General features: G+C 42.8%; 29 protein-coding genes. 18 read left to right on the top strand and 11 right to left on the bottom strand.

Annotated elements, in window-relative coordinates; translation table 11 throughout:
- Positions 1-6 precede the first annotated feature (6 nt).
- The 11 genes from plsX to GQF63_RS15045 all read left to right on the top strand — a co-directional run bounded on the left by plsX (position 7) and on the right by GQF63_RS15045 (position 9,795).
- Positions 7-945, top strand: coding sequence for a phosphate acyltransferase PlsX (plsX, locus tag GQF63_RS15095; protein ID WP_160370075.1), 939 nt, complete (start codon positions 7-9; stop codon positions 943-945).
- Between the two features lie 5 nt (positions 946-950).
- Complete coding sequence (locus GQF63_RS15090) at positions 951-1,940, top strand: beta-ketoacyl-ACP synthase III (RefSeq protein ID WP_160370074.1); 990 nt, start codon at positions 951-953, stop codon at positions 1,938-1,940.
- A gap of 69 nt (positions 1,941-2,009) precedes the next feature.
- Positions 2,010-2,489, top strand: coding sequence for an acetyl-CoA carboxylase biotin carboxyl carrier protein (gene accB / locus GQF63_RS15085; RefSeq protein ID WP_160370073.1), 480 nt, complete (start codon positions 2,010-2,012; stop codon positions 2,487-2,489).
- A gap of 61 nt (positions 2,490-2,550) precedes the next feature.
- On the top strand, positions 2,551-3,912 hold the full coding sequence (gene accC, locus GQF63_RS15080; protein ID WP_160370072.1) for an acetyl-CoA carboxylase biotin carboxylase subunit: 1,362 nt from the start codon (positions 2,551-2,553) through the stop codon (positions 3,910-3,912).
- A 90-nt stretch (positions 3,913-4,002) separates the two neighbouring features.
- A complete protein-coding gene (gene tatC, locus GQF63_RS15075) occupies positions 4,003-4,875 on the top strand; it encodes a twin-arginine translocase subunit TatC (protein ID WP_160370071.1) in 873 nt (290 codons plus the stop codon).
- Positions 4,876-4,881: 6 nt separating this feature from the next.
- Positions 4,882-5,319: a ribose 5-phosphate isomerase B gene (gene rpiB / locus GQF63_RS15070; protein ID WP_160370070.1), complete on the top strand. Its 438-nt coding sequence runs from the start codon at positions 4,882-4,884 to the stop codon at positions 5,317-5,319.
- A gap of 16 nt (positions 5,320-5,335) precedes the next feature.
- Positions 5,336-6,922 carry a M28 family peptidase gene (locus GQF63_RS15065; protein WP_160370069.1) on the top strand — a complete coding sequence of 529 codons (1,587 nt, stop codon included), beginning with the start codon at positions 5,336-5,338 and terminating at the stop codon, positions 6,920-6,922.
- 128 nt (positions 6,923-7,050) lie between these two features.
- Complete coding sequence (locus GQF63_RS15060) at positions 7,051-7,869, top strand: ABC transporter ATP-binding protein (protein WP_160370068.1); 819 nt, start codon at positions 7,051-7,053, stop codon at positions 7,867-7,869.
- Positions 7,866-8,654 (top strand): hypothetical protein, encoded by a 789-nt coding sequence (locus GQF63_RS15055; RefSeq protein WP_212592599.1) that lies wholly within the window; start codon positions 7,866-7,868, stop codon positions 8,652-8,654. Before GQF63_RS15060 ends, GQF63_RS15055 begins: the two co-directional genes overlap by 4 nt.
- Positions 8,655-9,008 carry a GntR family transcriptional regulator gene (locus tag GQF63_RS15050; protein WP_160370066.1) on the top strand — a complete coding sequence of 118 codons (354 nt, stop codon included), beginning with the start codon at positions 8,655-8,657 and terminating at the stop codon, positions 9,006-9,008. It abuts the gene before it with no gap.
- A 1-nt stretch (position 9,009) separates the two neighbouring features.
- Complete coding sequence (locus GQF63_RS15045; protein ID WP_160370065.1) at positions 9,010-9,795, top strand: hypothetical protein; 786 nt, start codon at positions 9,010-9,012, stop codon at positions 9,793-9,795.
- Between the two features lie 73 nt (positions 9,796-9,868).
- Here the strand turns inward: GQF63_RS15045 and GQF63_RS15040 are convergent, their stop codons facing one another.
- Positions 9,869-10,426, bottom strand: a complete 558-nt coding sequence (locus GQF63_RS15040) for a ferritin (protein WP_246163559.1) — start codon at positions 10,424-10,426, stop codon at positions 9,869-9,871.
- Positions 10,427-10,567: 141 nt separating this feature from the next.
- On the opposite strand from GQF63_RS15040, the gene GQF63_RS15035 reads away from it, so the two are divergent.
- Positions 10,568-11,494 (top strand): DnaJ C-terminal domain-containing protein, encoded by a 927-nt coding sequence (locus tag GQF63_RS15035; RefSeq protein ID WP_160370064.1) that lies wholly within the window; start codon positions 10,568-10,570, stop codon positions 11,492-11,494.
- Between the two features lie 3 nt (positions 11,495-11,497).
- Positions 11,498-11,767: a chaperone modulator CbpM gene (locus tag GQF63_RS15030; protein ID WP_160370063.1), complete on the top strand. Its 270-nt coding sequence runs from the start codon at positions 11,498-11,500 to the stop codon at positions 11,765-11,767.
- An 837-nt stretch (positions 11,768-12,604) separates the two neighbouring features.
- Here the strand turns inward: GQF63_RS15030 and arfB are convergent.
- Positions 12,605-13,015: an alternative ribosome rescue aminoacyl-tRNA hydrolase ArfB gene (gene arfB, locus GQF63_RS15025; RefSeq protein ID WP_160370062.1), complete on the bottom strand. Its 411-nt coding sequence runs from the start codon at positions 13,013-13,015 to the stop codon at positions 12,605-12,607.
- A 92-nt stretch (positions 13,016-13,107) separates the two neighbouring features.
- Between arfB and bshA the strand changes: the two genes are divergently transcribed.
- The 4 genes from bshA to GQF63_RS15005 all read left to right on the top strand — a co-directional run bounded on the left by bshA (position 13,108) and on the right by GQF63_RS15005 (position 16,707).
- Positions 13,108-14,256, top strand: a complete 1,149-nt coding sequence (gene bshA / locus GQF63_RS15020) for an N-acetyl-alpha-D-glucosaminyl L-malate synthase BshA (RefSeq protein ID WP_160370061.1) — start codon at positions 13,108-13,110, stop codon at positions 14,254-14,256.
- Positions 14,257-14,309: 53 nt separating this feature from the next.
- Positions 14,310-15,014 carry a UMP kinase gene (gene pyrH, locus GQF63_RS15015; protein WP_160370060.1) on the top strand — a complete coding sequence of 235 codons (705 nt, stop codon included), beginning with the start codon at positions 14,310-14,312 and terminating at the stop codon, positions 15,012-15,014.
- Positions 15,015-15,044: 30 nt separating this feature from the next.
- The gene (gene frr / locus GQF63_RS15010; RefSeq protein ID WP_160370059.1) at positions 15,045-15,608 is read left to right on the top strand and encodes a ribosome recycling factor; all 564 of its coding nucleotides are present in this window, start codon (positions 15,045-15,047) and stop codon (positions 15,606-15,608) included.
- 103 nt (positions 15,609-15,711) lie between these two features.
- Positions 15,712-16,707, top strand: coding sequence for a sugar phosphate isomerase/epimerase family protein (locus GQF63_RS15005; RefSeq protein ID WP_160370058.1), 996 nt, complete (start codon positions 15,712-15,714; stop codon positions 16,705-16,707).
- Between the two features lie 28 nt (positions 16,708-16,735).
- Here the strand turns inward: GQF63_RS15005 and purE are convergent, their stop codons facing one another.
- From purE to GQF63_RS14960, 9 genes are all read right to left on the bottom strand, one after another.
- Positions 16,736-17,236 carry a 5-(carboxyamino)imidazole ribonucleotide mutase gene (gene purE, locus GQF63_RS15000; RefSeq protein ID WP_160370057.1) on the bottom strand — a complete coding sequence of 167 codons (501 nt, stop codon included), beginning with the start codon at positions 17,234-17,236 and terminating at the stop codon, positions 16,736-16,738.
- Positions 17,237-17,248: 12 nt separating this feature from the next.
- Positions 17,249-18,391, bottom strand: a complete 1,143-nt coding sequence (locus GQF63_RS14995; protein WP_160370056.1) for a 5-(carboxyamino)imidazole ribonucleotide synthase — start codon at positions 18,389-18,391, stop codon at positions 17,249-17,251.
- Positions 18,392-18,399: 8 nt separating this feature from the next.
- Positions 18,400-18,912, bottom strand: coding sequence for an NADH-quinone oxidoreductase subunit B (locus GQF63_RS14990; RefSeq protein ID WP_160370055.1), 513 nt, complete (start codon positions 18,910-18,912; stop codon positions 18,400-18,402).
- Positions 18,909-19,499: an NADH-quinone oxidoreductase subunit A gene (locus tag GQF63_RS14985; protein ID WP_160370054.1), complete on the bottom strand. Its 591-nt coding sequence runs from the start codon at positions 19,497-19,499 to the stop codon at positions 18,909-18,911. The genes GQF63_RS14990 and GQF63_RS14985 overlap by 4 nt, the downstream gene beginning before the upstream one ends.
- A gap of 111 nt (positions 19,500-19,610) precedes the next feature.
- The gene (gene ffh / locus GQF63_RS14980) at positions 19,611-20,954 is read right to left on the bottom strand and encodes a signal recognition particle protein (protein ID WP_160370053.1); all 1,344 of its coding nucleotides are present in this window, start codon (positions 20,952-20,954) and stop codon (positions 19,611-19,613) included.
- Between the two features lie 136 nt (positions 20,955-21,090).
- Positions 21,091-21,774 (bottom strand): zinc metallopeptidase, encoded by a 684-nt coding sequence (locus tag GQF63_RS14975; RefSeq protein ID WP_160370052.1) that lies wholly within the window; start codon positions 21,772-21,774, stop codon positions 21,091-21,093.
- Positions 21,775-22,117: 343 nt separating this feature from the next.
- Positions 22,118-22,708 carry an RNA polymerase sigma factor gene (locus GQF63_RS14970; RefSeq protein WP_160370051.1) on the bottom strand — a complete coding sequence of 197 codons (591 nt, stop codon included), beginning with the start codon at positions 22,706-22,708 and terminating at the stop codon, positions 22,118-22,120.
- Positions 22,709-22,945: 237 nt separating this feature from the next.
- Complete coding sequence (locus GQF63_RS14965; RefSeq protein ID WP_160370050.1) at positions 22,946-24,217, bottom strand: serine hydroxymethyltransferase; 1,272 nt, start codon at positions 24,215-24,217, stop codon at positions 22,946-22,948.
- A 121-nt stretch (positions 24,218-24,338) separates the two neighbouring features.
- Complete coding sequence (locus tag GQF63_RS14960; protein WP_160370049.1) at positions 24,339-24,869, bottom strand: DUF7935 family protein; 531 nt, start codon at positions 24,867-24,869, stop codon at positions 24,339-24,341.
- An 89-nt stretch (positions 24,870-24,958) separates the two neighbouring features.
- On the opposite strand from GQF63_RS14960, the gene GQF63_RS14955 reads away from it, so the two are divergent.
- Positions 24,959-25,312 (top strand): HesB/IscA family protein, encoded by a 354-nt coding sequence (locus GQF63_RS14955; protein ID WP_160370048.1) that lies wholly within the window; start codon positions 24,959-24,961, stop codon positions 25,310-25,312.
- Positions 25,313-25,461: the final 149 nt, after the last annotated feature.

Here is a 25,461-nt window from a genome sequence, read left to right as displayed (position 1 = left end):
TAACGAATGAAGATTGGATTAGACGTATTGGGGGGAGATTATGCACCGGACTCAAACATTAAAGGTGCAATCGAAGCTCAAAAATTGCTAGACGAATCTCAGCGCATAGTATTATTTGGCGACGAATCCGCCACCAAAAAAGCTATTGAAGCAGCGGGATCCGACCCCTCAAAATTTGATTATGTTCATGCCCCTGAAAACATCAGCATGCATGAGCATCCTACCAAAGCAATCACACAAAAACCCGACTCCTCTATTGCGAAAGGGTTTGAACTATTAAAAGCTGGAGAGATCGATTCCTTCTCCTCAGCCGGTAATACAGGAGCGATGCTAGTTGGCGCAATGTTCAGTGTGAAAACTGTACCTGGCGTTATGCGTCCGGCCATTGCCACCAATGTTCCCAAACTAAAAACTGGCTTCGGCATTCTACTCGATGTAGGAGCGAATGCAGACTGTAAACCGGAGATGCTCAACCAATTTGCCCTAATCGGCAGCCTCTATGCAGAACATGTATATGGCATTAAATCGCCAAAAGTAGGCCTGTTGAACATTGGCGAAGAAGAAGAGAAAGGAAACAACCTAACCATCGCAACCTATCCCCTATTAAAAGCAAACGACAAGATTAATTTTATCGGAAACGCCGAAGGCCGCGACTTGTTCAGCGAGCATGCCGACGTTTTTGTTTGTGATGGGTATACCGGGAATGTGGTGCTGAAATTGGCCGAATCGTTTTATGTGGTGACCCTGAAAAAAGGATTCAAAGATCCGTTTTTCGATCGCTTCAACTACGAGCAATACGGAGGCAGCCCTATTCTAGGGGTGAATGCGCCGGTTATTATAGGCCACGGCATATCAACTCCGGAAGCTATTAAAAATATGGTTTTATTATCAAGAGATATGATTGCTTCGCAATTTGTGGAGAAAATCAGATCAGCGTTTAATTAATTAATATGTCGAAAATTCATGCCGCCATTACGGCAGTAAATGGTTATGTCCCGGACTATATTTTAACAAACAAGGAATTAGAGTCGATGGTGGAGACCAACGACGAGTGGATTGTCAGCCGTACGGGTATTCGCGAACGCAGAATATTAAAAGACCCGATGAAAGCCACTTCTGATCTTGCAGTACCTGCCGTTTTAGGCTTATTGGAAAAGCGAGGCATCTCGGCCGAGGAAATCGAATTGATTATCTTCTGTACCAGTACTCCTGATATGTTATTCCCGGCGACGGCGAATATTTTAGCCGATAAAATTGGCGCCAAGAACGCTTGGGGATACGACCTACAAGCTGCATGTTCTGGCTTCTTATTCGGATTAACAACCGGGGCTCAGTTCATTGAGTCCGGCAAACATAAAAAGGTGTTGGTAGTTGGTGGCGACAAGATGTCGGCCGTTGTAAACTACCAAGACCGCAATACATGTATTTTATTCGGTGACGGCTGTGGCTGTGTGTTATTGGAACCAGATACCGAAGGCAATGGATTGCAGGATGCTATTTTACGTACCGATGGTTCTGGCGGTCAGTTCTTGAACATCAAGGGCGGGGGCTCCTTGAATCCGGCTAGCCATGCTACCGTAGATGCTGGCTTGCACTATGCCTACCAAGAAGGACGTACAGTATTTAAATTTGCCGTAACCAACATGGCCGATGTGGCTGTGGAAATCATGGAGCGAAACAACTTGACCGCTAATGATGTTAACTGGTTAGTGCCGCATCAAGCCAACAAACGCATCATCGATGCGACGGCGGAACGTGCCGGCCTACCGGAAGAAAAAGTGATGGTGAACATCCAAAAATATGGAAATACAACCAGCGGAACTATTCCTTTGTGTTTATGGGAGTGGGAAAGCCAGTTGAAAAAAGGCGATAACCTAATCTTAGCGGCCTTTGGCGGCGGATTTACCTGGGGATCGGTCTATTTAAAATGGGCCTATTAATATCCCGGATTTTATTACCTTTACAGTTAATCTATTTAATCAAGAAACATTAAACAAACCTACTAGCATATGAGTATGGATATTAAACAAATTCAGGATTTAATCAAATTTGTTTCTAAATCAGGAGTCAACGAAGTATCTATCGAAGAGAAAGATTTCAAGATTACCATTAAAACAAATCAAGAACCGACTTATGTAACAGCAAGTGTTCCTGCCGCCGTAGCAGCGCCAGTTGCCGTTGCTGCCCCAGCAGCAGCGCCTGCCGCTCCAGCGACTCCAGCAGCAGCTCCAGCCGAGGATAACTCGAAGTTCATCACGGTTAAATCTCCAATTATCGGAACATTCTACCGTTCACCAGGACCAGATAAAGCAGTATTCGTAAATGTTGGCGATGAGATTGCTCCAGGTAAAGTATTATGTATCGTTGAGGCGATGAAATTGTTCAACGAAATCGAATCTGAAGTATCAGGAAAGATTGTGAAGATCTTAGTAAATGATGCCCAACCAGTAGAATACGATCAACCATTATTCTTGGTTGACCCTAGCTAAGCCACGGATTAAAATCCAATAAATATAGCGCGAAGCGAAAACTGTTACATCATTTTATATTATGTTCAAAAAAATATTAATTGCAAATAGAGGCGAGATTGCACTGCGAATTATCCGTACTTGTAAAGAGATGGGCATTCAGAGTGTGGCCGTATATTCTACTGCTGACCGCGACAGCTTACACGTACGCTTTGCGGACGAAGCCGTATGTATCGGTCCGCCGGCGAGTAAAGATTCCTACTTAAACATCCCGAATATCATTGCAGCTGCAGAGTTAACCAATGCAGATGCCATTCACCCAGGCTACGGTTTCCTATCGGAAAACGCGAAGTTCTCTGCCATCTGTGCCGAATACGGTATCAAGTTTATTGGTGCTACTGCCGAGCAGATTGAGAAAATGGGCGATAAAGCTTCCGCAAAAGAAACCATGAAACAGGCAGGTGTTCCTACGGTTCCAGGTTCTGACGGTTTGGTACCGGATGTGAAAACAGGATTGAAGCTTGCCAACGAAATGAAATACCCGATTATCCTGAAAGCAACAGCTGGAGGTGGCGGTCGTGGTATGCGTATCGTATGGAAGGATGAGGAGTTTGAACCAGCCTGGGATTCTGCACGTCAGGAAGCCGGAGCAGCCTTCGGAAACGACGGTATTTACCTAGAGAAATATGTGGAAGACCCACGTCACATTGAGATCCAAGTAATTGGTGACCAGTATGGCACGGTATGTCACCTTTCAGAACGTGACTGTTCCATCCAACGTCGTCACCAGAAATTGGTAGAAGAAGCACCGTCTCCTTTTATCACACCTGAATTACGTGCGCAAATGGGTGAAGCAGCAATCAAAGGTGCACAAGCTGTAAAATATGAAGGAGCAGGTACAATCGAGTTCTTGGTTGACAAACACCGTAACTTCTACTTTATGGAAATGAATACCCGTATCCAAGTAGAGCACCCGGTTACCGAAGAAGTGATCAACTTCGACTTAATCAAAGAACAGATTAAAGTAGCAGCAGGTATTCCGATCTCTGGAAAGAGCTACGAGCCTACCATGCATGCGATCGAGTGTCGTATCAATGCGGAAGATCCGTTCAACAACTTCCGTCCGTCACCAGGAAAGATTACCAATTTCCACTCTCCAGGAGGTCATGGTGTGCGCGTCGATACGCACGTATATTCCGGATATTCTATTCCACCGAATTACGACTCCATGATTGCGAAGTTAATCACCGTGGCGCAAACCCGTGAGGAAGCAATCAACACGATGGAGCGTGCCTTAAGTGAATTTGTGATCGAAGGTGTGAAAACTACCATTCCACTTCACTTACGTTTAATGCGTGATCCGAACTTTAGAGCAGGTAATTTTACAACTAAATTCATGGAGACTTTCGACCTTACGGAATACCCTGATGAAGAAGTTATATAAAATTTACTTTACATAAACAAAACATGCCATTCTTCTGCCGAAGAATGGTATTTTTGTTTTCTAACGTATATCATATTCGTACCTACATACATGTCTAAGAATCTTAAACTAATTGAAGCCATAAAAAATAAAGGCAAGAACCTAGAATCTGAAATGTCATTCTTTGACCACCTGGAAGTTCTTCGCTGGCATATCATCCGTTCGGTTATTGCGATTTGCGTATTTGCAATATTATCCTTTACCTTTTACGATTTTGTCTTTAACCAAATCATTATGGGGCCAAAGAGTCTGGATTTCTGGACTTACCGCATGATGTGTAAGGTAGGCGTACTCTTAAACCTGGATGGCTTCTGTGTAGAACGCATTCCTTTCAATATTATCAACACGGAACTTGCCGGGCAGTTCATGTTGCAAATCAACTCCTGTTTGTTGATGGCTGTTGCCTTAGGCTTTCCTTACCTCCTATTTGAAGTCTGGTTATTTATCAAACCTGCATTAACCGAGGTAGAACGTCGTTCAGCACGTGGATTCGTCTTATACGCCACGGTCTTATTTATTATTGGTGCCTTGTTTGGCTATTATATTGTGGTTCCTTTGTCGGTAAACTTCCTGGCCAATGTTTCCTTGAGTGAGGAAATCACCAACCAGATTACCATCGACTCGTACCTCTCTACGATTGCCACCCTGACCTTAGGCTGTGGGGTTATTTTCCTACTTCCGATCTTAATCTTCATCCTATCGAAAATCGGTATCATGACCCCTGAGTTCATGCGTGCCAGCCGTCGTTACGCGATTGTGATTATCTTGGTCATTGCCGCCATCATTACCCCTACTGCAGATATCATTACCCTCTTAACGGTAAGTGCGCCGATGTTTATTCTCTATGAATTAAGTATCATGGTATCGGCCAATGTGAAACGCAGTAAAGAATTAGCAGAAAAAGAATTTTATAACAGTAAATAAAAAATCATGTCTAAAAAAATAGCTATCGGAGGAGACCATGCAGGTGTGGAGTATAAAGCTGCCCTAGTAACCTACTTACAAGAACTAGGTTACATTGTAGAGGATTTCGGCACAAACACAACCGACTCTGTAGATTATCCGGACTTTGCACACCCAGTTGCTAGCAGCGTGGAAAACCAAAGCAATGAGGTTGGTATTTTAATTTGCGGATCTGCCAATGGTGTTGCCATTACGGCCAACAAACACCAAGGCATTCGTGCGGCCATTTGCTGGTTAGAGGAGATCTCTGCCTTGGCACGTCAGCATAACAACGCCAATGTGGTATGCATCCCTGCCCGCTTTATTGACCTTGATTTAGCAAAACGTATTGTCCGCACCTTCTTAACGACCGACTTTGAAGGCGGCCGTCATGAAAACCGTGTCAATAAAATGGCTTGTTCCTAATCTTAAAACCAACACTATGAAAAGATATTTCGTGCTATCTTTCCTACTTCCGGCTTTATTTAGCTGCTCTGTGGCGCAGAACCCTACGCAACAGAAGTATGCCGAATTATTAACCCCGGAGGCGGCGAAAGCGCATCTTACCATTTTAGCCTCTAAGGAATATGCTGGTCGGGGAACCGGTCAGGAAGGCGGCCAAAAAGCAGCCGAGTACATGGCGAATACTTTTAAGGAATTGGGCTTAAAACCTGCTGTAAACGGTTCGTACTTTCAACCTGTGGCCTTGCAAAAAACAGCCTATGCTGTGGAGAACCTACAGATCAATAAGCAGGAATTACGCAATGGTAAAGACTTCTTTGTACAAGGTACGAACGACTTAAGCAGCTATACAGCCGATGAGGTTGTGTTCGTTGGCTATGGTATTCAATCGGAAAAATACAACGATTTAAAAGGCTTAGACATTACCGGTAAGGTGGTGCTATTTATTAACGATAGCGAGCCAACCAATGCCCAAGGAAACTCCTTGATTACCGGCACTAAGACCATGTCAGACTGGTCGACCAGCCGCTTTAAAAAGGTACAGGAGCTTTTAAAACTAAAACCAAAATTAATTATTGCTACCGGCAACCAGACTTCTGATATGATTGCCCGCTTTGGTAACCGCATGACTGGCGGACGCTATAGCCTGCAAGGCAGTAACTCGCAGCCCCGTAGCGGACAAGCTGCAGCACCAGTAATCAACCTGACGGTAGAAGCCGCCAATAAACTATTGGCCGCAAAGAAAACCACGGTAGATCAGCAGGTAGACAAAATAAAAAGTTCAGGCAAACCGAATTCCTTCAACCTCAAGGCGAGTATCAATGCCAAGATGGGCGTAAAGGACGAGCAGTTTGAAGATCCTAACGTATTGGGACTAATTGAAGGAACCGATAAGAAGGATGAAATTGTGATTATCTCTGGTCACTATGACCATGATGGAATCTTACCAGATGGCACCTTCTTCCCGGGAGCCGATGATAATGGCTCTGGAACGGTTGGCGTATTGGAATTAGCCAAAGCATTTGCGGCGGCCAAAAAAGATGGAAAAGGACCACGCAGAACCATTCTATTTATGGGCTTTGCGGCGGAAGAGAAAGGCCTATTGGGTTCTCAGTTCTATTCCGAGCATCCAATCTTCCCATTATCCCAAACCGTCACCTGTTTGAATTTAGACATGATTGGCCGTATTGATGACAAGCACTTAAACGGAAACCACAATTACATCCACGCTATTGGCCCGGAGGTATTGAGCTCCGAATTAAAGGCCATCAATGAAAAAGCCAACGAAACCTATACCCAAATGGAGCTGGATTATATGTATGACGATCCGAAAGATCCAATGCGTATCTATTACCGCTCTGACCAGTATAACTTGGCAAAACATGGTATTCCGGTTATCTTTTACTTTTCCGGATTACACCCTGATTACCACACGCCAAATGATACAGTAGACCGCATCGACTTCAACATGATGTCGAAACGCGAGAAACTCGTATTCCATACGGCCTGGGAAATCGCAAACCGCGATAACCGCTTAGTAGTCGATAAAGCCGTAGAAAAACCATAAGGTTTCCGCAACAAAATAGAAAGGGTCGAAAAATATTTCGACCCTTTTTTTATTTTTTACTTGCAAATATCAACAGGAGAAGTATATTTGTAGTGTATTACATCACTAATACACCAAAACATTAAATTATGATCAGTATAACATCATTGAACTACGCATATTCGAAGAAAAAGAAAATTCTTACGGATATCAGCTGCACCCTACGTCCTGGTCACATTTACGGCCTACTGGGCCTAAATGGGGAAGGAAAAACCACCCTGATTAAACTCATAGCTGCCATGCTCTTGCCCAATTCCGGACAAATATGCTATGCTACGCTCCAAAGTAGTAAACGGTCTGCCGATTACTTCAATGAGGTTTTCTTTCTACCCGACAGCAGCAAGCTTCCCGATTTACCTATAGAAAAATTCGGAAGCCTATATGGCCTGTTCTACAGCCGCTACAACCATGAAGAATATACAGACTATCTGAAAGCTTTCAATATTCCGATTGAAAATGGGTTAAGTGCACTATCCTTAGGCCAACAACGCAAAGTACATATTGCCTTCGCCCTGGCCTGCAATTGCAGCGTATTGTTAATGGATGAACCTACCAACGGCTTAGACATCCCTTCTAAAACCATCTTTCGGAAACTGATTTCAAAATCGATGAACGAGCAAAAGCTCTATGTTATTTCTTCGCATCAAATCCGAGACATTGATCAGCTTTTAGACGCTTTATTGATTTTGCACCAAAGAAAACTTATCGTGAACAGTAGCTTACAAGAGCTTGCACAATCCTATAAGATCAGCACTGAATTGCAGCCTCAAGAAGAAGTAATCTATACCGAGCATGTATTTGAAGGTCAAAAACACCTGGTAAAATCAACAAGCAACGAAGAAAACCCCGTAGACATCGAGTTTTTATTCAATGCCTTCACCCATGCTAACCAACCTATAGCCTTATGAAAATGACCTTAAACTACGTAAAAAATATATTTTACAGCCATAAATATTTAGCAGTCAGCCTTCCTCTTTTCGCTTTTATTGGCTTCGTTGGCTTGTTCATATTTACGAAAAAGAACGTATTGGATTGGATCGATTTAATAAATACCCTACCAAATCCAAGTCCTAAGCAAATCCTAGAATTAAGTAGTGTCAGTGCATTTAATGACTCCATTGCTTTGGTCATCTTCTTGCCCTTTATCCAGCTCTTCTTTTTAGGAAAGCTATTTTATAAATCCTACGAATTCACTTTACCGCTGCAAGCCTGGCAAAAGTATGTGGCCTATCTGCTAGTTGCCATAGTCGTATTTATCATCAATCTGTTATGTATTGTGTTTGCCAATTACCTGCTGGAATGGTACCTGCAAAAAGATTATTTAAGTATGCTGCAAAAGGCCTTTGAAGACAGTGGTTATATATACCAAGAGATTCCGGAATATAATATTCTGCATAACAGCTTCGTCAACAAAGAATTAATTAGCCTGGGCAGCTTTGTGTTTTTCTCCATCTTACCTTTTTTCTTAGCGGCGCAGTTGCTTTTTCAAAAATACAGCTTCATTAAAAGTCTCCTTATTGCAGTAGGCCTTATTGTGCTAGGGCGTATGTTTTCCACCCATGTGTGGTCAAAACATTTCACCTACATCAATAACGAGCAGTATATAAGCATGTATCAGGTAATGATTATTATTATTCCGGCCCTCCTATGCTATATAGGATTTTATTACTTTTTCAAAGACAAGGAGGTCTAAATGCAGTTTACAAACGATAAACCCATTTACCAACAGATTGTAGATTTGGTGGTAAAAAAAATCCTCACCGAGGAGTGGCGGGCCGAGGATAAAATCCTGTCGGTTCGCGACCTAGGTGCGGCGCTCGAAGTGAATCCAAATACCGTGATGCGCGCCTATGATAAATTACAACAAGATGAGGTCATCTTTAACAAAAGAGGATTAGGCTTTTTTGTGTCACCCGATGCCATAAGCAAAATACGGAAAGAAAGGAAAGCGCAATTCTTACACGAAGAAGCACCTCAATTTTTCCAAACAGCCAAACTTCTACACATTAGTATTGATGAATTAATTGACCTGTATAACCGAAATTAACATGAAAAAGTCCATCCCTTACGTAGGCCTAGCCTGCAGCATTTTATTTCTTGGCATTTTTATTTTGCGACCACTCTCCGGATCCTATTACCATAGCTTAACAAGTACAGAACCCGGCGACTTTCTCTCTAGGATGATGCAAAAGCTAAGTAAGCCAGAAATAGGCAAACCGATAGACCTGAATGCTATTGACCATATTATCGTTCGGCAAGAGAGCTTGGATGACGGGAATGTATTTATTAATATCTTTGAAACCGACTCTTCCCGTTTAACCGTTAGAAATTCCTTTGACTACCAGAACTACATCCCTGAAATAAACGGGAGAACTTTAACCATCCGGGTGACTGACATCAATCAGCGGCATATCGAAATTGCACTTCAACCTCAGCAGCATAAAAAGCTTACCCTACAGGGCAAATCGATACAGTTAAGTATTGTGGACAACATCAGTCCTGCATACATTTTCCCGAAACTTATACTCGAGAATCAGGCCATCGTTCGTTTTAACAATTATAACAATAGAAACGAGCAATTTGTCCTAAAAGAATTAGATGTCGCTTTATCTGGAAAATCCATCCTTAGTATTACCAATTTAAAAATCGGTAATTTACAGGCTTCCTTAAATCAATCTCGACTCGACCTTGTAGACCGAGTACAAATTGACAGCCTACAAGCCGATTTACAACAACGTAGTCATATTATGCATGCGAATGTGGAACAAACCGACAACATTAAGCATATCCAGGTCAGTGGCGATACGGAATATTATTTAGCGCATAAAAGATAAGCTAGCGCGATATAAAAACTATAGGGTTGCCCGATGTGGGCAACCCTATAGTTTTTTCCAAGTTTTTACCCGCTTATTCCGGGTTTTCTGCTGTTGCATCCCGCGATAAAGGAACCTCATCAGGCTTCGTCTCCAAATACTTATCTAAAGCAAAGAGCGACTCATCTGAGGCACGGTCTCCACCGGCAATCTTCAATTTATCAATTAATTCTAAAGCCAGTTTCTCTTCTTCAATTTGTTCCTTCACAAACCATTGGGCAAAGTTCCACGTGGCCCAATCCTTTTCTTCCATGGATTGGTTCACTAAACCATAAATCGCATTGGTATTGTCAACCTCATGTTCAAAAACCATATTAAAACAGTCTGTAATATTCTTGGGTTGTCGCTTCGGTGCTTCCACGGCTTCCACCACGGGCGTACCACCACGCTCTAAAATATACATCATAATTTTAATGGAATGATTACGCTCTTCCTGCGCATGGCGAAACAAAAAGTTAGCAATACCTCCATACCCTTTCGTGTCCGCCCAAATACCGAGTGAAAGGTAAATTTGTGAGGCTTGATTTTCCTTGGTCATCTGTTTGATCAGCGACGCTTCCATCGCTTTTGAAAGTCTATTAGTGTTCATCATATTGCTTTTTTAGAGTAACAGTCCGTAAGCGATATTGTTTCGTTAAGGCCTTTTTAAATCCCCTAATAGGTTGTAAATTTGAAGGTAAAGCATACAAACAATTACACAAACGACCTGTTTAATCATAAACCAAGAAGCTATATGGCGTTTTTAGATTATTATAAAGTATTGGGATTGGATAAATCGGCCAGCCAGGACGATATCAAAAAAGCTTACCGCAAATTGGCCCGTAAATTCCACCCGGATTTAAACCCGAACGACGAGGAAGCCAAGAAGAAATTCCAGGAAATTAACGAAGCCAATGAGGTATTGACGGATCCTGAAAAGCGGAAAAAATATGACCAATATGGCGAAAACTGGAAGCATGGCGAGGAATATGAAAAAGCACAACAGCAATATGCGCGCTCGAATGCCGGCCGTGGCGGCCAAAACCCATTCCAGGGATACGACTTTAACTACGATGGCAACTACGATACCGGTGAATATTCCGACTTTTTCGAGGAGCTCTTCGGCAGTCGCTTCTCCGGGCGCAGCTCCAACCGGCGTGGCGGTGCCTTCCGTGGGCAAGACTACAATAGCGCACTGGAGCTAACCCTCTTGCAAGCTTCACAAACCCATCAGCAAACCTTCACGGTGAACGGTAAGAACATCCGAATCACCATACCCGCAGGCGTAGAAGACGGACAGAAAATTCGATTAAAAGGGCAAGGTGCCGAAGGGATGAATGGTGGGCCAAACGGCGACTTATACATCACCTTCTCTATTAAACCTGATCCGCGTTTCCAACGCAAAGGCAGCGATCTGTATACTCAGGTAAAGATTGACCTCCCTACCGCTGTACTGGGTGGTGATACCCTGGTAGAAACGCTAAACGGAAAAATAAACGTTAAAATAAAACCGGAAACACAAAATGGCGCCAAAATACGTTTAAAAGGTAAAGGCTACCCGGTTTATAAAAAAGAAGGCAGCTTTGGGGACTTGTACGGCGAGGTGCAGGTAGAAATGCCTAAAAACTTGACCGAAGAACAAAAGAAGCTGTTTCAACAATTTGCTGACTCAATCAAGTAGACCATGGAAAAGACATTATTTAAAGTAATAGACATCTGCCGCTCGGGAAGGATTGAGCATACCTTTATTCAAGAGCTTCACCAAAACGGACTCATTGAAATCATCATTCAAGAAGAGCAAGAATTTATCGAAGAAGAACAGATTCCGCAAATCGAACGATTCTCCAATTGGCATTACGAGTTGGAACTGAATGTGCAAGGGATAGAAGTGGTGCAACACCTCATCGACCGCATCGAAAAACTACAAGAAGAGATTAAGGTTTTAAACAGGTAAGGGGGGATTAACAACACTTTTATGATCTTTATTTTGAATTTTTTGTCATCCTGAGCGAAGTCGAAGGATTGGTACGTCAGTGCAATCAATCATACATACCGCATTAATTAACAATCTATTACAAAAACATGTCATCCTGAGGGGGTAAAATGTTTGCAAAATTTATTGGACGGTGATGACATGAAGTAGCATTGCTTGTTAAACTTTGCTAGCAAACTACGGCACGCTTTCTATTACGTTTTGTCATCGTATTGTCATCGTGAGCGGAGTCGAACGACTGGTACGTCAATACAAACCATAATACATAAACACCTTACTTACAGTGTTTTGCAAAAACATATCATTGGTAGCGGAGTCGAATAACTGGTACGTCAGTGCAATCAATCCTATTTATCTTCTTTAATATTATCAAAGCATGAGGTGTCAGGGCATTTTCACAGCAATGATTTTAGTCACTCCCATTTTACTTCCCTTTCTCACCCCTTTCACTCCCCTTTCAAACCCCTTTGGCAAGGGCGTAGCAAAAGATGTAAAAGGGAAGATCATGTGCTTTGCAAAGAGCATTACTAAAGCGATTCCCCCTTTTATCATAGTACAAAAAAAGGAGCATTCAGCCCCTTTGAAAAATCTTTTAATTTTCAATTATTACATACTAATCCCTTACTCATAAAGCAACGATATGATTATTTAGGTAATTGATTATAAACTTGGTAAGTATAATTGATTGCACTGACGTACCAGTCGTTCGACTCCGCTCACGATGACAGCACGATGACAATACGACGCCAGCACGATGATAACCCCATACCCCCCTTATATCCCCCCAGCTCTCACAGCTCACATCTCAAATCTATTCCCCCGATCCGCCTTCTTTTGCGCTTGTTTCTTTTTTCTATCCAGTCTTTCCAGCACTTTAGCTTTCGGGATTTTGGTTTTCTTTCTAGGTTTATCCACTTTTAGGGCGTCTTCCAACAGGTTAAAAAAGCGGTCGATAGCAATTTCCTTATTGGCCAGCTGACTTCGATCGGTAGATGCTTCCAAAAAAAACTCGCCGGCTTTATTGATTCTATTTTCGAGACGTGCTTGCAATAATTCCTTTTGTTCGGCATTGAAACAGGCAGATTCCGCTAGGGGCCAAATCAGCATTACCTTTGAAGAAACCTTATTGACATGCTGTCCACCCTTCCCTCCTGCTCTGGCGGTCTTAAACTTGAGTTCGGCCAGCAGCTTCGTTTTTTGTTCATTCATTTGTAATAAAAATAAGATATTTTCCATTCTTGTAAAAATTGTTCCTTCCAATTCTAAAAGCATCATTATCTTTAGGGGAAGAATACATACATATGAAAATAGGAATCGTTTGCTATCCCACGTTTGGAGGAAGTGGTGTTGTTGCCACCGAGTTAGGAAAAGCCTTAGCAAATAACGGACATCAAGTACATTTCATCACCTACAGTCAACCTGCGCGTTTAGATTTCTTCTCTGAAAATCTATTTTACCACGAGGTATCCATGGCGCAGTATCCCCTTTTTGATTTTCCGCCTTACGAAACAGCTTTAGCCAGTAAGATGGTTGATGTGGTACGGTTCGAGAAATTAGACCTATTGCATGTGCACTATGCCATTCCGCATGCTTCGGTAGCCTTTTTGGCCAAGCAGATTTTAAAAACCTATGGCATCGACATTCCCGTTGTTACCACCCTACACGGAACCGATATTACCTTGGTAGGCAAAGATAAAAGCTTTAGTCCGGTGGTCACCTTCTCCATCAATCAATCCGATGGGGTAACCACAGTTTCTGAAAACTTGAAAGAACAGACGCTTAAGTTCTTCGACATCTCTCGCGACATTAAAGTCATCCCGAATTTTATCGACCTGAAGCGATTCAGCAATAAAAACCACGAGCACTTCAAAAAGGCCATTGCCCCGGACAATGAGCGTATTTTGGTGCATACCTCTAACTTTAGAAAGGTAAAACGCGTGGAAGATGTGGTTCGTATTTTCGAGAAAATAAACCAGGTTATTCCCAGTAAACTATTAATGGTTGGGGATGGTCCGGAGCGTCGGAATGCGGAAGAATTGGCGCGCGACCTGGGCATTTGCGATGTGATTCGCTTTTTAGGAAAGCAGGATGCCATTGAGGAAATCTTATCCATTGCCGACTTATTCCTGATGCCTTCGGGTTCGGAAAGTTTCGGCTTGGCAGCCTTGGAAGCCATGGCCTGCAAAGTGCCGGTGATCTCTTCGAATACAGGCGGTTTGCCGGAATTGAATAAGCAGGGGTTCAGTGGCTTTTTAAGTGATGTGGGCGATATTGACAGCATGGCTGAAAATGCCATCCGCATTTTAAAAGACGATGCTACCTTGGCGCAATTCAAGGAGAATGCCTTAATCAGGGCGCAGGATTTCGAGTTGACGAAAATAGTTCCTTACTACGAAGAATTTTATGCGGAGGTAATCGAGAACTTAAAAAATGAAAATAAAACTCGTTAAAGCAAGGTAAAAAATTATATCTTTGGCTTTTGGGAATACTCCAAAAATCAAATATGAAATACAAACGCATCCTACTAAAACTCAGCGGAGAAGCTTTGATGGGTGAACAAAGCTACGGAATCGACATTAATCGCGTTCAGCAATACGCAAAAGACATTCAAGAACTTCATAGTCTAGGCATGGAAATCGCTATCGTTATCGGTGGTGGTAATATCTACCGTGGCCTAAGTGCTGAGAAAGCAGGAATGGATCGGGTACAAGCCGATTACATGGGTATGCTAGCTACGGTTATCAACAGCATGGCTTTGCAAGATGCCTTGGAAAAAGAAGGGATGAAAACACGTTTGTTAACGGCTATTAAAATGGAGCAGATCTGCGAGCCATTTATCCGTAGAAGAGCGGTTCGTCACTTAGAAAAAGGACGTATCGTTATTTTCGGTGCCGGCACAGGAAACCCTTATTTCACCACCGATACAGCGGCTTCCTTGCGTGCGATTGAAATCAACGCCGATGCTGTATTAAAAGGTACGCGTGTTGACGGTATCTATACCGCCGATCCGGAAAAAGATCCTACAGCGAAGAAATTCGACCACATCTCCTTCACGGAAGTGTACGAAAAAGGCTTGAATGTGATGGATATGACGGCCTTCACCCTATGTCAAGAAAATAACTTACCTATTATTGTTTTCGATATGAATAAACCAGGCAACTTAATGAAGTTGGCCAACGGCGAGCATGTTGGAACGATTGTTAGCTAATATTTATATACGATAATTTAGAATCAAGATATGAATGAATTAATTTCACTTCAACTAGACGATTGCAAAGAAGGCATGGCGAAAGCTGTGAGCCATACCGAATCGGAACTGACTAAAATCCGCGCTGGAAAAGCAAGCCCAGGCATGCTTGATGGAATTTATGTAGATTATTACGGTTCTTCCACTGCTTTATCACAAGTGAGTAACATCAACACAACAGATGCACGTACGATTGTGGTTCAGCCTTGGGAAAAATCCTTATTATCTACGATTGAAAAAGCGATTATTGACTCTAACATTGGCTTAAATCCGCAAAACGATGGTAACATCATTCGTTTGGCGGTACCTCCATTGACAGAAGAACGTCGTCGCGATTTAGTGAAAAAAGTGAAAGAAGAAGCTGAAAAAGGTCGCGTTTCTATTCGTAACATCCGTAAGGATTCGAACGAAACGATCAAGAAATTGAAAAACGACGGTGCTTCTGAAGACGAGATAAAACAAGGTGAAGCTGAAGTGCAGAAACTAACTGACGCTTATATCGTTAAAGTTGATCAGCTTGCTGAATTGAAAGAAAAAGACATCATGACCGTTTAATCGAGTCAACCGTCTAAAACATAATAGGAAAGGGATTCACCAAAAGAATCCCTTTTTTTTATTAAAATATTACTTATCTTGAATTCTTAAACTTGATTAAAGTATGACACAGTCGAGACGCAATTTTCTCAAGCAAGCAAGCTTGGGTATGATGGCCGGGCTCCTAGCCCCTCAGCTTTTTTCCTGTAAAAACGCTGCTACAGCCTCGGGATCTCCCTTAAAAAATATAGGAATACAATTATTTACACTTCGCGATCTTTTGGCGCAAAACCCAACCGAGGTATTGAAAAACCTGGCGAAAATTGGGTATAGCCATGTGGAAACCTTTGGTGTAGATGTGGCCAACAACGCCTATTGGGGCTTACCCATCGATGAACTGAAGAAGGTATTGAACGATCATGACCTGAAAACCCATTCCGGGCATTACGACATGGGTAAATACCTTAAAAAAGACCAAAAGGATACCGAAAACATCGAAAAGTATATAGAAATAGCCCATAACCTCGGACAAACGTATATTATTGCGCCGGTGCCGCCGATGGACGACTTGAATAAACTGGATGTTGCCGCGTATCAATACATGGCCGAGCAGCTGAATAAAGCCGGTGAAATGGCGAAGAAAGCGGGTATTAAAATTGGCTATCACAACCATTTCTGGGAGTTCAAAGAATTTGGCAACGGTACTAAGGGCTTGGATATTTTACTAGCCTTTACTGAGCCAGATTTAGTATGCTTTGAAATGGATATGTTCTGGATTAATAAAGCAGGAGAAAATCCGCAGACCTATTTCACGAAATACCCAGGCAGATTCCCGCTATGGCATGTGAAAGATATGGATCGCGCCTTCTCTACCCCTTTAGATCAGAATAAGTTTGACGAGAAAACTGGGAAAAGAGATACGCTGAACCTGGCCGAGGTGATGAAAGACATCAAATTTACCGAAGTTGGAAGCGGCAGCATTAATTACAGCACCCTCGCGAACTTTGCGAACGAGAGCGATTTAAAATATGCCTTCATTGAGCAAGACGACATCTATATGGCCGATAAGTATGCCAGTGTCAAGAAAAGCTTCGATTATATGAACAAGACTTTTAAATAGCAATGGCGGGATATCCCGCCATTCTTTGTTAAAATCGTAGTTGTTCTACTTCTTTTGCCGTTTCCTCCACCTTCTCTCTCAATTCGTCTTTGAATTTCAAGATGGCCTGCGCAACGGTTTCATCCTGTGTTCCAAGAATCTGTGCTGCTAAGATACCGGCATTTTTTGCGGCATTTAAAGCTACCGTAGCCACCGGAATACCATTCGGCATTTGTAGGATAGACAATACGGAGTCCCAACCATCGATGGAGTTGGAGGACTTCACTGGCACGCCGATAACCGGCAAATGCGTGATGGAGGCCACCATGCCCGGCAAGTGCGCTGCACCGCCTGCACCCGCGATAATCACCTTGATGCCACGGCCAGCAGCCTGCTCGGCATAATCAAACATACGCTTTGGCGTACGGTGCGCTGAAACGATAGTTACTTCCGCATCTACCCCTAAATATTTTAATACTTCGATTGCATCTTGCATCACCGGTAAATCCGACTTGCTACCCATGATGATGCCTACCTTAGGATTGCTCATTCTATCTCTTATTTATGCTTTTACTTTGATCAATTGTTGAATTTTGCGGGCATTGTCAATGGCCGTAGCGCGGTCGCTATGGATAATGCACACATGGCCCATCTTACGGAAAGGCTTGGTGTATTTCTTGCCATACAGGTGCACATAGACCCCTTCAATGGCCAACGCCTCTTCGATACCTTCGTATTCTGCCAGCCCTTCGTAGCCTTCTTCGCCTAAAAGGTTAATCATAATGGCGTTTGCGCGGGTATCTGTATTGCCTAAAGGCAGGTTAAAGATGGCGCGTAAATGCTGCGCAAACTGGGAAGTATAGTTCCCTTCGATGGTTTGGTGACCCGAGTTATGCGGACGTGGTGCCAATTCGTTCACCAGAATTTCCCCGTCTTTGGTCAAGAACATCTCCACGGCTAAAAGACCGACAATCTGTAAATCGTTGGCAATTTTCTTGGCTATGGTTTCTGCTTTGGCTTGAATCTCGTCGGAGAAAGTAGAAGGCGCGATTAAAAACTCCACCAGATTCGCCTGTGGATTGAATTCCATCTCCACCATCGGGAATGTTGAAATATCACCACGATCGTTTCTAGCGACTATAACGGCAATTTCTTTTTCAAAATCGACCAGTTCTTCAATAATGCTCGGCTCCTCGAAAGCATGCTCAAAATCGGCAACCGTGTTAATGCGTTTCACACCTTTCCCATCGTAGCCATCTTTTCGCAATTTCTGGATATAAGGCAGCGCCACTTGGGTGCTGGCCAAGTTCTCTTTGCTGGAAATAAACTGGAAGGCCGAGGTTGGGATATCGTTCTGCTTGAAGAATTGCTTCTGTAGGCCTTTATCTTGGATCAGACGAATGACACGCGCCTGAGGGTAAACCAATACACCTTCGGCTTCCAAAGCCTCTAAAGCGTCTACATTCACCTTCTCAATCTCGATGGTGATCATGTCTAGGTCTTTCCCGAAATTATAAACCGTATCGTAATCGTTTAGTGCGCCACATTCAAATTGGTTGCACAAACGCTTGCAAGGCGCATTAGGATCCGGATCGAGTACATGGATATTTACATTAAAATTTATTGCTTCCTGGATCAACATCCGACCTAATTGGCCGCCACCTAGAATCCCTAAGCGTAAATCCCCATAAAAATCTTTTGCCATATTTTATTCTATTGCTCTACTGCCTGAGGGAAAATATCGCCCTTCAGTAAAGACTGTTCATCAATTTTCTTTTGTAATTCTAAAAATGCGCTGATTAAAGCTTCCGGACGTGGCGGGCAGCCTTGTACATACACATCCACGGGAATAATCTTGTCTACGCCTTTTACCACATGATAGCCATGCTGCCAGTAGGGTCCGCCACAGTTGGAACAGGAGCCCATGGAGATTACGTATTTCGGATCGGGCATCTGCTCGTATAACTTACGGATGCGATCGGCCATCTTGAAGGTAACTGTCCCGGCGATAATCATCACGTCAGATTGTCGCGGTGAAGGCCTTGGGAACACGCCCAACCTATCCAGATCATAGGTGGCCGCCATGGCGCCCATCATTTCTATGGCACAGCAGGCAATCCCGAAACTGATAGGCCACATCGACGAAAGCCTGGCCCAGTTTAACAGGTCATCCATTTTCGCAATAATAACGCCATTATTTTGTTGCAATTGCTGGTCTAGACTCATGATTCGGAACTTGGTTTCTTAAACTTGGGTTTGAACCCTAATTTAGGTGCTGCTGCAACAGGTGCCGCAGCGGCTTTCTCCTCGATTTGCGGCGCACGATGGTCGCGAACCGTATAGGTTTGCGCATTCAGCTGTGCATAGGCCGAGGAAGGGATATTGACCGCCGTTTGCGGTGTTTGATGCTTCGGCTTTATCCAAGAGATATCACCGCTTTTCCATACGTAGATTAAGCCTACTATTAAAATTCCGATGAAGATGGCCATCTCGATCAAGGTAAACCATCCCCAGCGACTATCTGCTGCGATAAAGTCGGCATTACCGAAAACCGTGGCCCAGGGGAAGATAAAGATCAACTCCACATCAAAGAGCAAGAAGATTAAGGCAATGACATAAAAACGCGGATTGAACTGCACCCAAGCGGTACCTTGGCTTTCTTCACCGCACTCGTAGGTGCTTAATTTGATGGGATTGGGATTTTTAGGCGATAGGACGCGTGCAAGAAAGATGGTGGCACTAACCAGCAGGATCCCTACTAATGCCATTAGTAGGATCTTACCATATTCCGATAATTGCCCGGGATCGTCCATGCTACAAAATTAACAATTATTCTAGTAATTAGTACCTTCAAGGGATATTTAGTAGGTACATAAACAAAAAATGCGGCCGATGGCCGCATTTTATAGTCGATTAGCTAGGTTCTAAAATGGCTTCCCTGGCATTTTAGGCATATTACGCATCATCTTAGCGGCCATGCCTGGATTAGACATCTGCTTCATCACTTTGCGCATATCGCTGAATTGCTTCATCAGCTTATTCACCTCGTTGATGTCTGTTCCGGAACCTTTAGCGATGCGTGTCCGACGGCGTTGGTCGATTGCATCTGGGTTCTCGCGCTCAAAAGGAGTCATCGAGTCGATGATTGCTTCAATAGGTTTGAAAGCATCATCGTCAATTTCTACATCCTTAATGGCTTTTCCAACACCTGGAATCATACCCATTAAGTCTTTCATATTACCCATTTTCTTGATTTGCTGAATCTGGGATTTAAAGTCGTTAAAGTCAAATTTGTTCTTGCGGATCTTCTTTTGTAGTTCGGCTGCCTGCTTCTCATCAAATTGTTGCTGCGCACGCTCTACTAAGGATACCACGTCACCCATTCCTAAAATACGGGAGGCCATACGATCGGGGTGGAACACATCCAGGGCTTCCATCTTCTCGCCAGTACCGATAAACTTGATGGGTTTATTGACAACCGATTTAATGGATAAAGCCGCACCACCACGGGTATCACCATCTAATTTGGTTAAGACAACCCCGGTAAAGTCTAAGCGATCGTTGAAGGCTTTTGCCGTATTCACTGCATCCTGACCGGTCATGGAATCCACTACAAAAAGGATCTCATGTGGTTGGGTCGCATCTTTTACGGCTGTAATCTCTTGCATCAGGGCTTCGTCAATCGCTAAACGACCCGCCGTATCGATAATCACGACATTTTGGCCATTACGCTTCGCTTCCTCTACCCCGGCAACAGCAATAGCAATCGGATCGGTAGACTCCCGGTTCACGAAAACAGGAACGCCTACTTGTTGACCAAGGACTTCCAATTGATCGATCGCCGCAGGACGGTACACGTCACCCGCTACCAATAAAGGTTTCTTATTCTTTTGGGTCTTCAGGAAGTTGGCTAATTTTCCGGAGAAGGTAGTTTTACCTGCGCCGTTCAAACCAGCAATCAAGATGACCGTAGGATTCTTTGTGATCTCAAGCTCTGTCACTGAACCGCCCATCAGTTCGGTCAATTCATCGCTCATGATTTTGGTCAATAACTGACCTGGAGAGATGCTGGTTAATACATTTTGCCCTAAAGCCTTTTGCTTAACCTCATCGGTAAATGTTTTAGCAGTTTTGTAATTCACGTCGGCATCAAGCAATGCCTTGCGAATTTCCTTCATGGTTTCTGCTACGTTAATTTCTGTAATATTACCTTGTCCTTTAAGTACCTTAAAGGCTCTGTCTAGTTTATCCTGTAGATTTGAAAACATCTTTTAATCTCTTGAAATCCTGTTTCTAATTCTGCAAATGTACAAAATCCTATTGAAAGGAAATCCATTCGGGTAGCAAAACCATAAAAAATGGGATGAAAGCAATTTCATCCCATATATTCGTTCTAAAAAGGTATTAATCTCTTCTACCTAAAAGCAGAGAAGCGTAATACAATAAGGTAACCAAAGCGGCTAATGCAGCAACCACGTAAGTCATGGCAGCCCATTTTAAGGCGTCTTTTGCACCATCATGCTCTTCTGTATTGTGGGTTACTCCTGCACGGTCTAACCAAGCTAAGGCACGAGCCGAAGCATCAAACTCTACCGGCAAAGTAACGAAAGCGAAGATGGTGGTAATTAATAAAGCACCCACTCCTACGGCAAGGACAATGTAGTTTCCTGAGAAAGCCATCATCATCACACCGATCATCAATACCCAAGAGGTAAGACGTGACGCGACCGACACAATAGGCACCATGGCAGAGCGGAACTGCAACCAGCTATAGGCCTTGGCATGCTGCACGGCGTGTCCACATTCGTGGGCAGCAACAGCTGCCGCCGCAACACTACGACCGTGATAAACTTCCGGACTTAAGTTCACCGTTCTATTTCCCGGGTTGTAGTGGTCTGTTAATTGACCCTCAACCGAAATAATCTCAACATCGTGGATTCCACTATCGCTCAACATCTTCTGGGCAATCTCTGCCCCTGAAAGACCAGAGGAAAGCGGCATCTCCGAGTATTTCTTAAACTTATTCTTGAAACGGAGCTGGACTATCCAACTCACTAACATAATTCCAATAAAAATAATCCAGTACATCTATTATATATCTTTTAGTTTTCTATTTCCTTGGGTACATCAAAACTGATTCCAAAGGGCTATTTGTTAGGGAAACTTATTCAATCTACAGTAAAATAGTTGCCTGACAGACAAAATGACAGCATGACAAGGCATTTATGCCCCAAAGGATGAATAGCAAAAGCTTCATCTTTTCTTCATGATTTCATCATGCTTCAAAGTCGATAAAGGGCACCTCCCTAAGACAAACTAAGGGAACAAAAGTCTTGCTAAGTAGGTTGCAGAAAAAAAACACGAGATAAAAGAGAAAGCGGCCTATTTTAGACCCGCTTTACACTTTTATCTCGTTATTCAATGCTATTTGCTAGCCCAATTGAAACATCAAATTGTTCTCCTCAATCATCTTCCTTAAGTTAGATAAGGCATAACGCATGCGACCTAAGGCTGTATTGATACTCACTTCGGTGATATCAGCGATATCTTTAAAGCTCATATCGCAGAACAGACGCATGATAAGGACTTCCTTCTGATCATCGGGAAGCAGTTGGATAATCTTTTTAAGATCAACGTCGCGTTGGCTTTTCACCATCTTGGTTTCCACACTATCATCAGAGAACTGAAGCACTTCGAAAATATCGAAGCCATCGTTATTGATAATATTAGGGGCTCTTTTTTCGCGGCGGAAATGGTCAATCACCATATTATGAGCAATGCGCATAACCCAAGGCAAGAACTTACCTTCGTCGTTATAACGACCTGCTTTTAAGGTGTTAATTACTTTAATAAATGTCTCCTGAAATATATCCTCGGCAAGGTACTGATCTTTTACCTGATGGTAAATAGAAGTGTAGATTTTAGTTTTATAGCGTTCTAATAAAACTTGTATTGCTCGTTCTTCGCCTTTAACGTACGCTTGCACCAGTTGCTGGTCACTTTTCTTATTCAATAGTTTCATAATTATTCCTCCACAAAACTGTCAGAGTATCTGCTATGTACTGTTTTATATTCTAGTTTAGCGTATGCGTGTTTCGATAGGCGATTTTATTTTTGTTTATGAATCAAAGAGAATTAAAAATTCCGATTTATCAAAAAATTACGGTTTATTTTAACATTTCTTCACATAAATATTACTTAACAAAAATGGCTCCAAACTTCCTGTTTAGAGCCATTTTTATGTAATTTTAAGCGATAACTATTTGTATAATGGGAATTTAGCCATCATCTCTTTTACTTTACCATGTATACGATTTAGCGCAGCTTCATCGTTTCTATTAGTTAAGGCTTCATCGATTAGCTCACCAATTTGTACAATCTCTGTTTCTTTAATACCACGGGTGGTGATAGCGGCCGTTCCGAAACGTACTCCTGAAGTTACGAATGGAGAACGGGAATCGAAAGGCACCATGTTTTTATTCGTGGTGATACCAGCAAGACCTAATACCGCTTCTGCATCTTTACCAGAGATATCTTTATTACGAAGATCTACCAACATCAAGTGGTTATCTGTACCACCAGAGATAATTTTATAGTCTTTCTCCACAAAGAACTGCGCTAATGCAGCAGCATTAGATTTTACTTGTTTGATGTAAGTTAAGTAATCATCAGACAACGCTTCACCGTAAGCAATTGCTTTTGCAGCAATCGTATGCTCTAAAGGACCGCCTTGAGTACCTGGGAATACCGCTAAATCTAACAATTGCGTAATTGTACGGATATCTCCTTTTGGCGTTTTGATGCCCCAAGGGTTTTCGAAATCTTTTCCTACCATAATCATACCGCCGCGAGGACCACGAAGTGTTTTATGGGTAGTTGTTGTTACGATATGACAGTGTGGAAGTGGATCGTTCAATAAGCCACGAGCGATAAGACCTGCAGGGTGCGAGATATCAGCTACTACTAAAGCACCGATTTCATCAGCTACCTTACGGATACGGGCATAATCCCAATCACGAGAGTAAGCAGAAGCACCACAGATAATCACTTTTGGTTTTTCAGCACGCGCTGTTTCTTCCAATTTCTCGTAGTCAATTAATCCAGTATCTTCTTTAACTCCATAGAATAAAGGTTGGTAAAGTTTTCCGGAGAAGTTAGCTGGAGATCCATGTGTTAAGTGACCACCATGAGATAGGTCGAATCCTAATATTTTATCACCTGGTTTTAAAATCGCTAAGAAAACCGCAGCATTGGCTTGTGCGCCAGAGTGAGGTTGCACATTCACCCATTCCGCACCGAACAATTCTTTTGCACGGTCGATGGCGATGGTTTCAATTTGGTCAACTACTTCACAACCGCCGTAGTAGCGTTTTCCCGGAAGGCCTTCAGCATATTTGTTGGTTAATACTGAACCTGCGGCTTCCATAACCTGCTTACTAACAAAGTTTTCCGAAGCGATTAACTCAATACCTTCTTCTTGGCGTTTAAGTTCTTCGGCAATAAGATTAAAGATGGACTGATCTCTTTCCATATCGAACATTTTATTGGGATGTATTACTGTTTTAGAAATATCGGCAAATATAGATAATATCAAAGAAATGGCCTGACAATTAGTTAACTTTTATCATTTAATTTTCTTTATTATGATAATGCTAAGCATTCAGCTCATTTTTCAATAAAATTTGTGTGGCTAAATTAAGGTTTTCGGCATTTTTTTGTTGTTGCGCTAAAATTTCCTCCACAAAGCGATCTACGCTCACCGAATTGCCTAGCTTTTGTGCCGTACTACGTATCAGTTCGATGGTATATTTCTTTAAGGCAAGCACCGATTTCCAAGCCGCGTCACTCACATACAATTGTTGGGTATAGTTATGTTCCAGCTCGGCCTCTACCTCCTGAATCATGGACTGCTGAAACTCCTGCAAGGAAATCCCCGGTTGATAATGCCGCTGCATTACCTGTTGTAAATCGATACGATGCACGAATAACAAAAGACGTTCATAGGCGGCGGTGCGCAAAGTTTCCTTGCCGATGCGCTTCTGGCCTACAGCCCTCAACTTCACGAGAAAACGCTCGATTTTAGGCCACGCCAAGCGAAAGGCCAGCAATAAACCGGCGAACACACCGAAGGCAATACTAAACAAGTTCTTTAAAAATTCCACCAAATCTGGGCTTATATCCATACTGTTACTAGATTGTCAAAAAAGTCGTAAATATTAAATTATGGCTAAAAATATGTAATTTTGTTAAACATTTTATACGAGGATACGATATGGCAGCGGATAATTTAACAGCAACAGCACCAGTAACCCTGACAGAAGGGGCCCTTAAAGAATTAAAAAAACTAATCGATCAGCAGGAAATAGGCGAGGATTTTGGCCTTCGTGTTGGTGTTGAAGGCGGTGGTTGTTCAGGCATGAGCTATATCCTAGGTTTCGATCAAAAGAAAGATGGCGATAGCGAGTATGACATTCAAGGCATTCGTGTCTTTATGAACAAGGCACATGGCCTATACCTTGCCGGCATGGAAATAGACTTCAGAAATGGACTAGATGCACGCGGCTTTACCTTCAACAACCCGAATGCAAGCAGCACTTGCGGATGTGGCAGTAGCTTCTCCGCCTAGGCTTCAAAAAAAAGATAAGAACACAGCAGAGCAATCCTTCGGATTGCTCTTTTTTATGCCCTCTTTTTCAGCCTTAAATCCCCTTGAAAAAACCGCCATTTTGTCGGATTAGGGTAAACTCCCCACTAAATCACCCCTTCTATTTCAGC

This window comes from Sphingobacterium humi (genome assembly GCF_009768885.1).
Taxonomy (GTDB): Bacteria; Bacteroidota; Bacteroidia; order Sphingobacteriales; family Sphingobacteriaceae; genus Sphingobacterium; species Sphingobacterium humi.
Note: the sequence above shows the minus strand (reverse complement) of the source record. Positions and strands in the feature narration are given on the sequence as shown.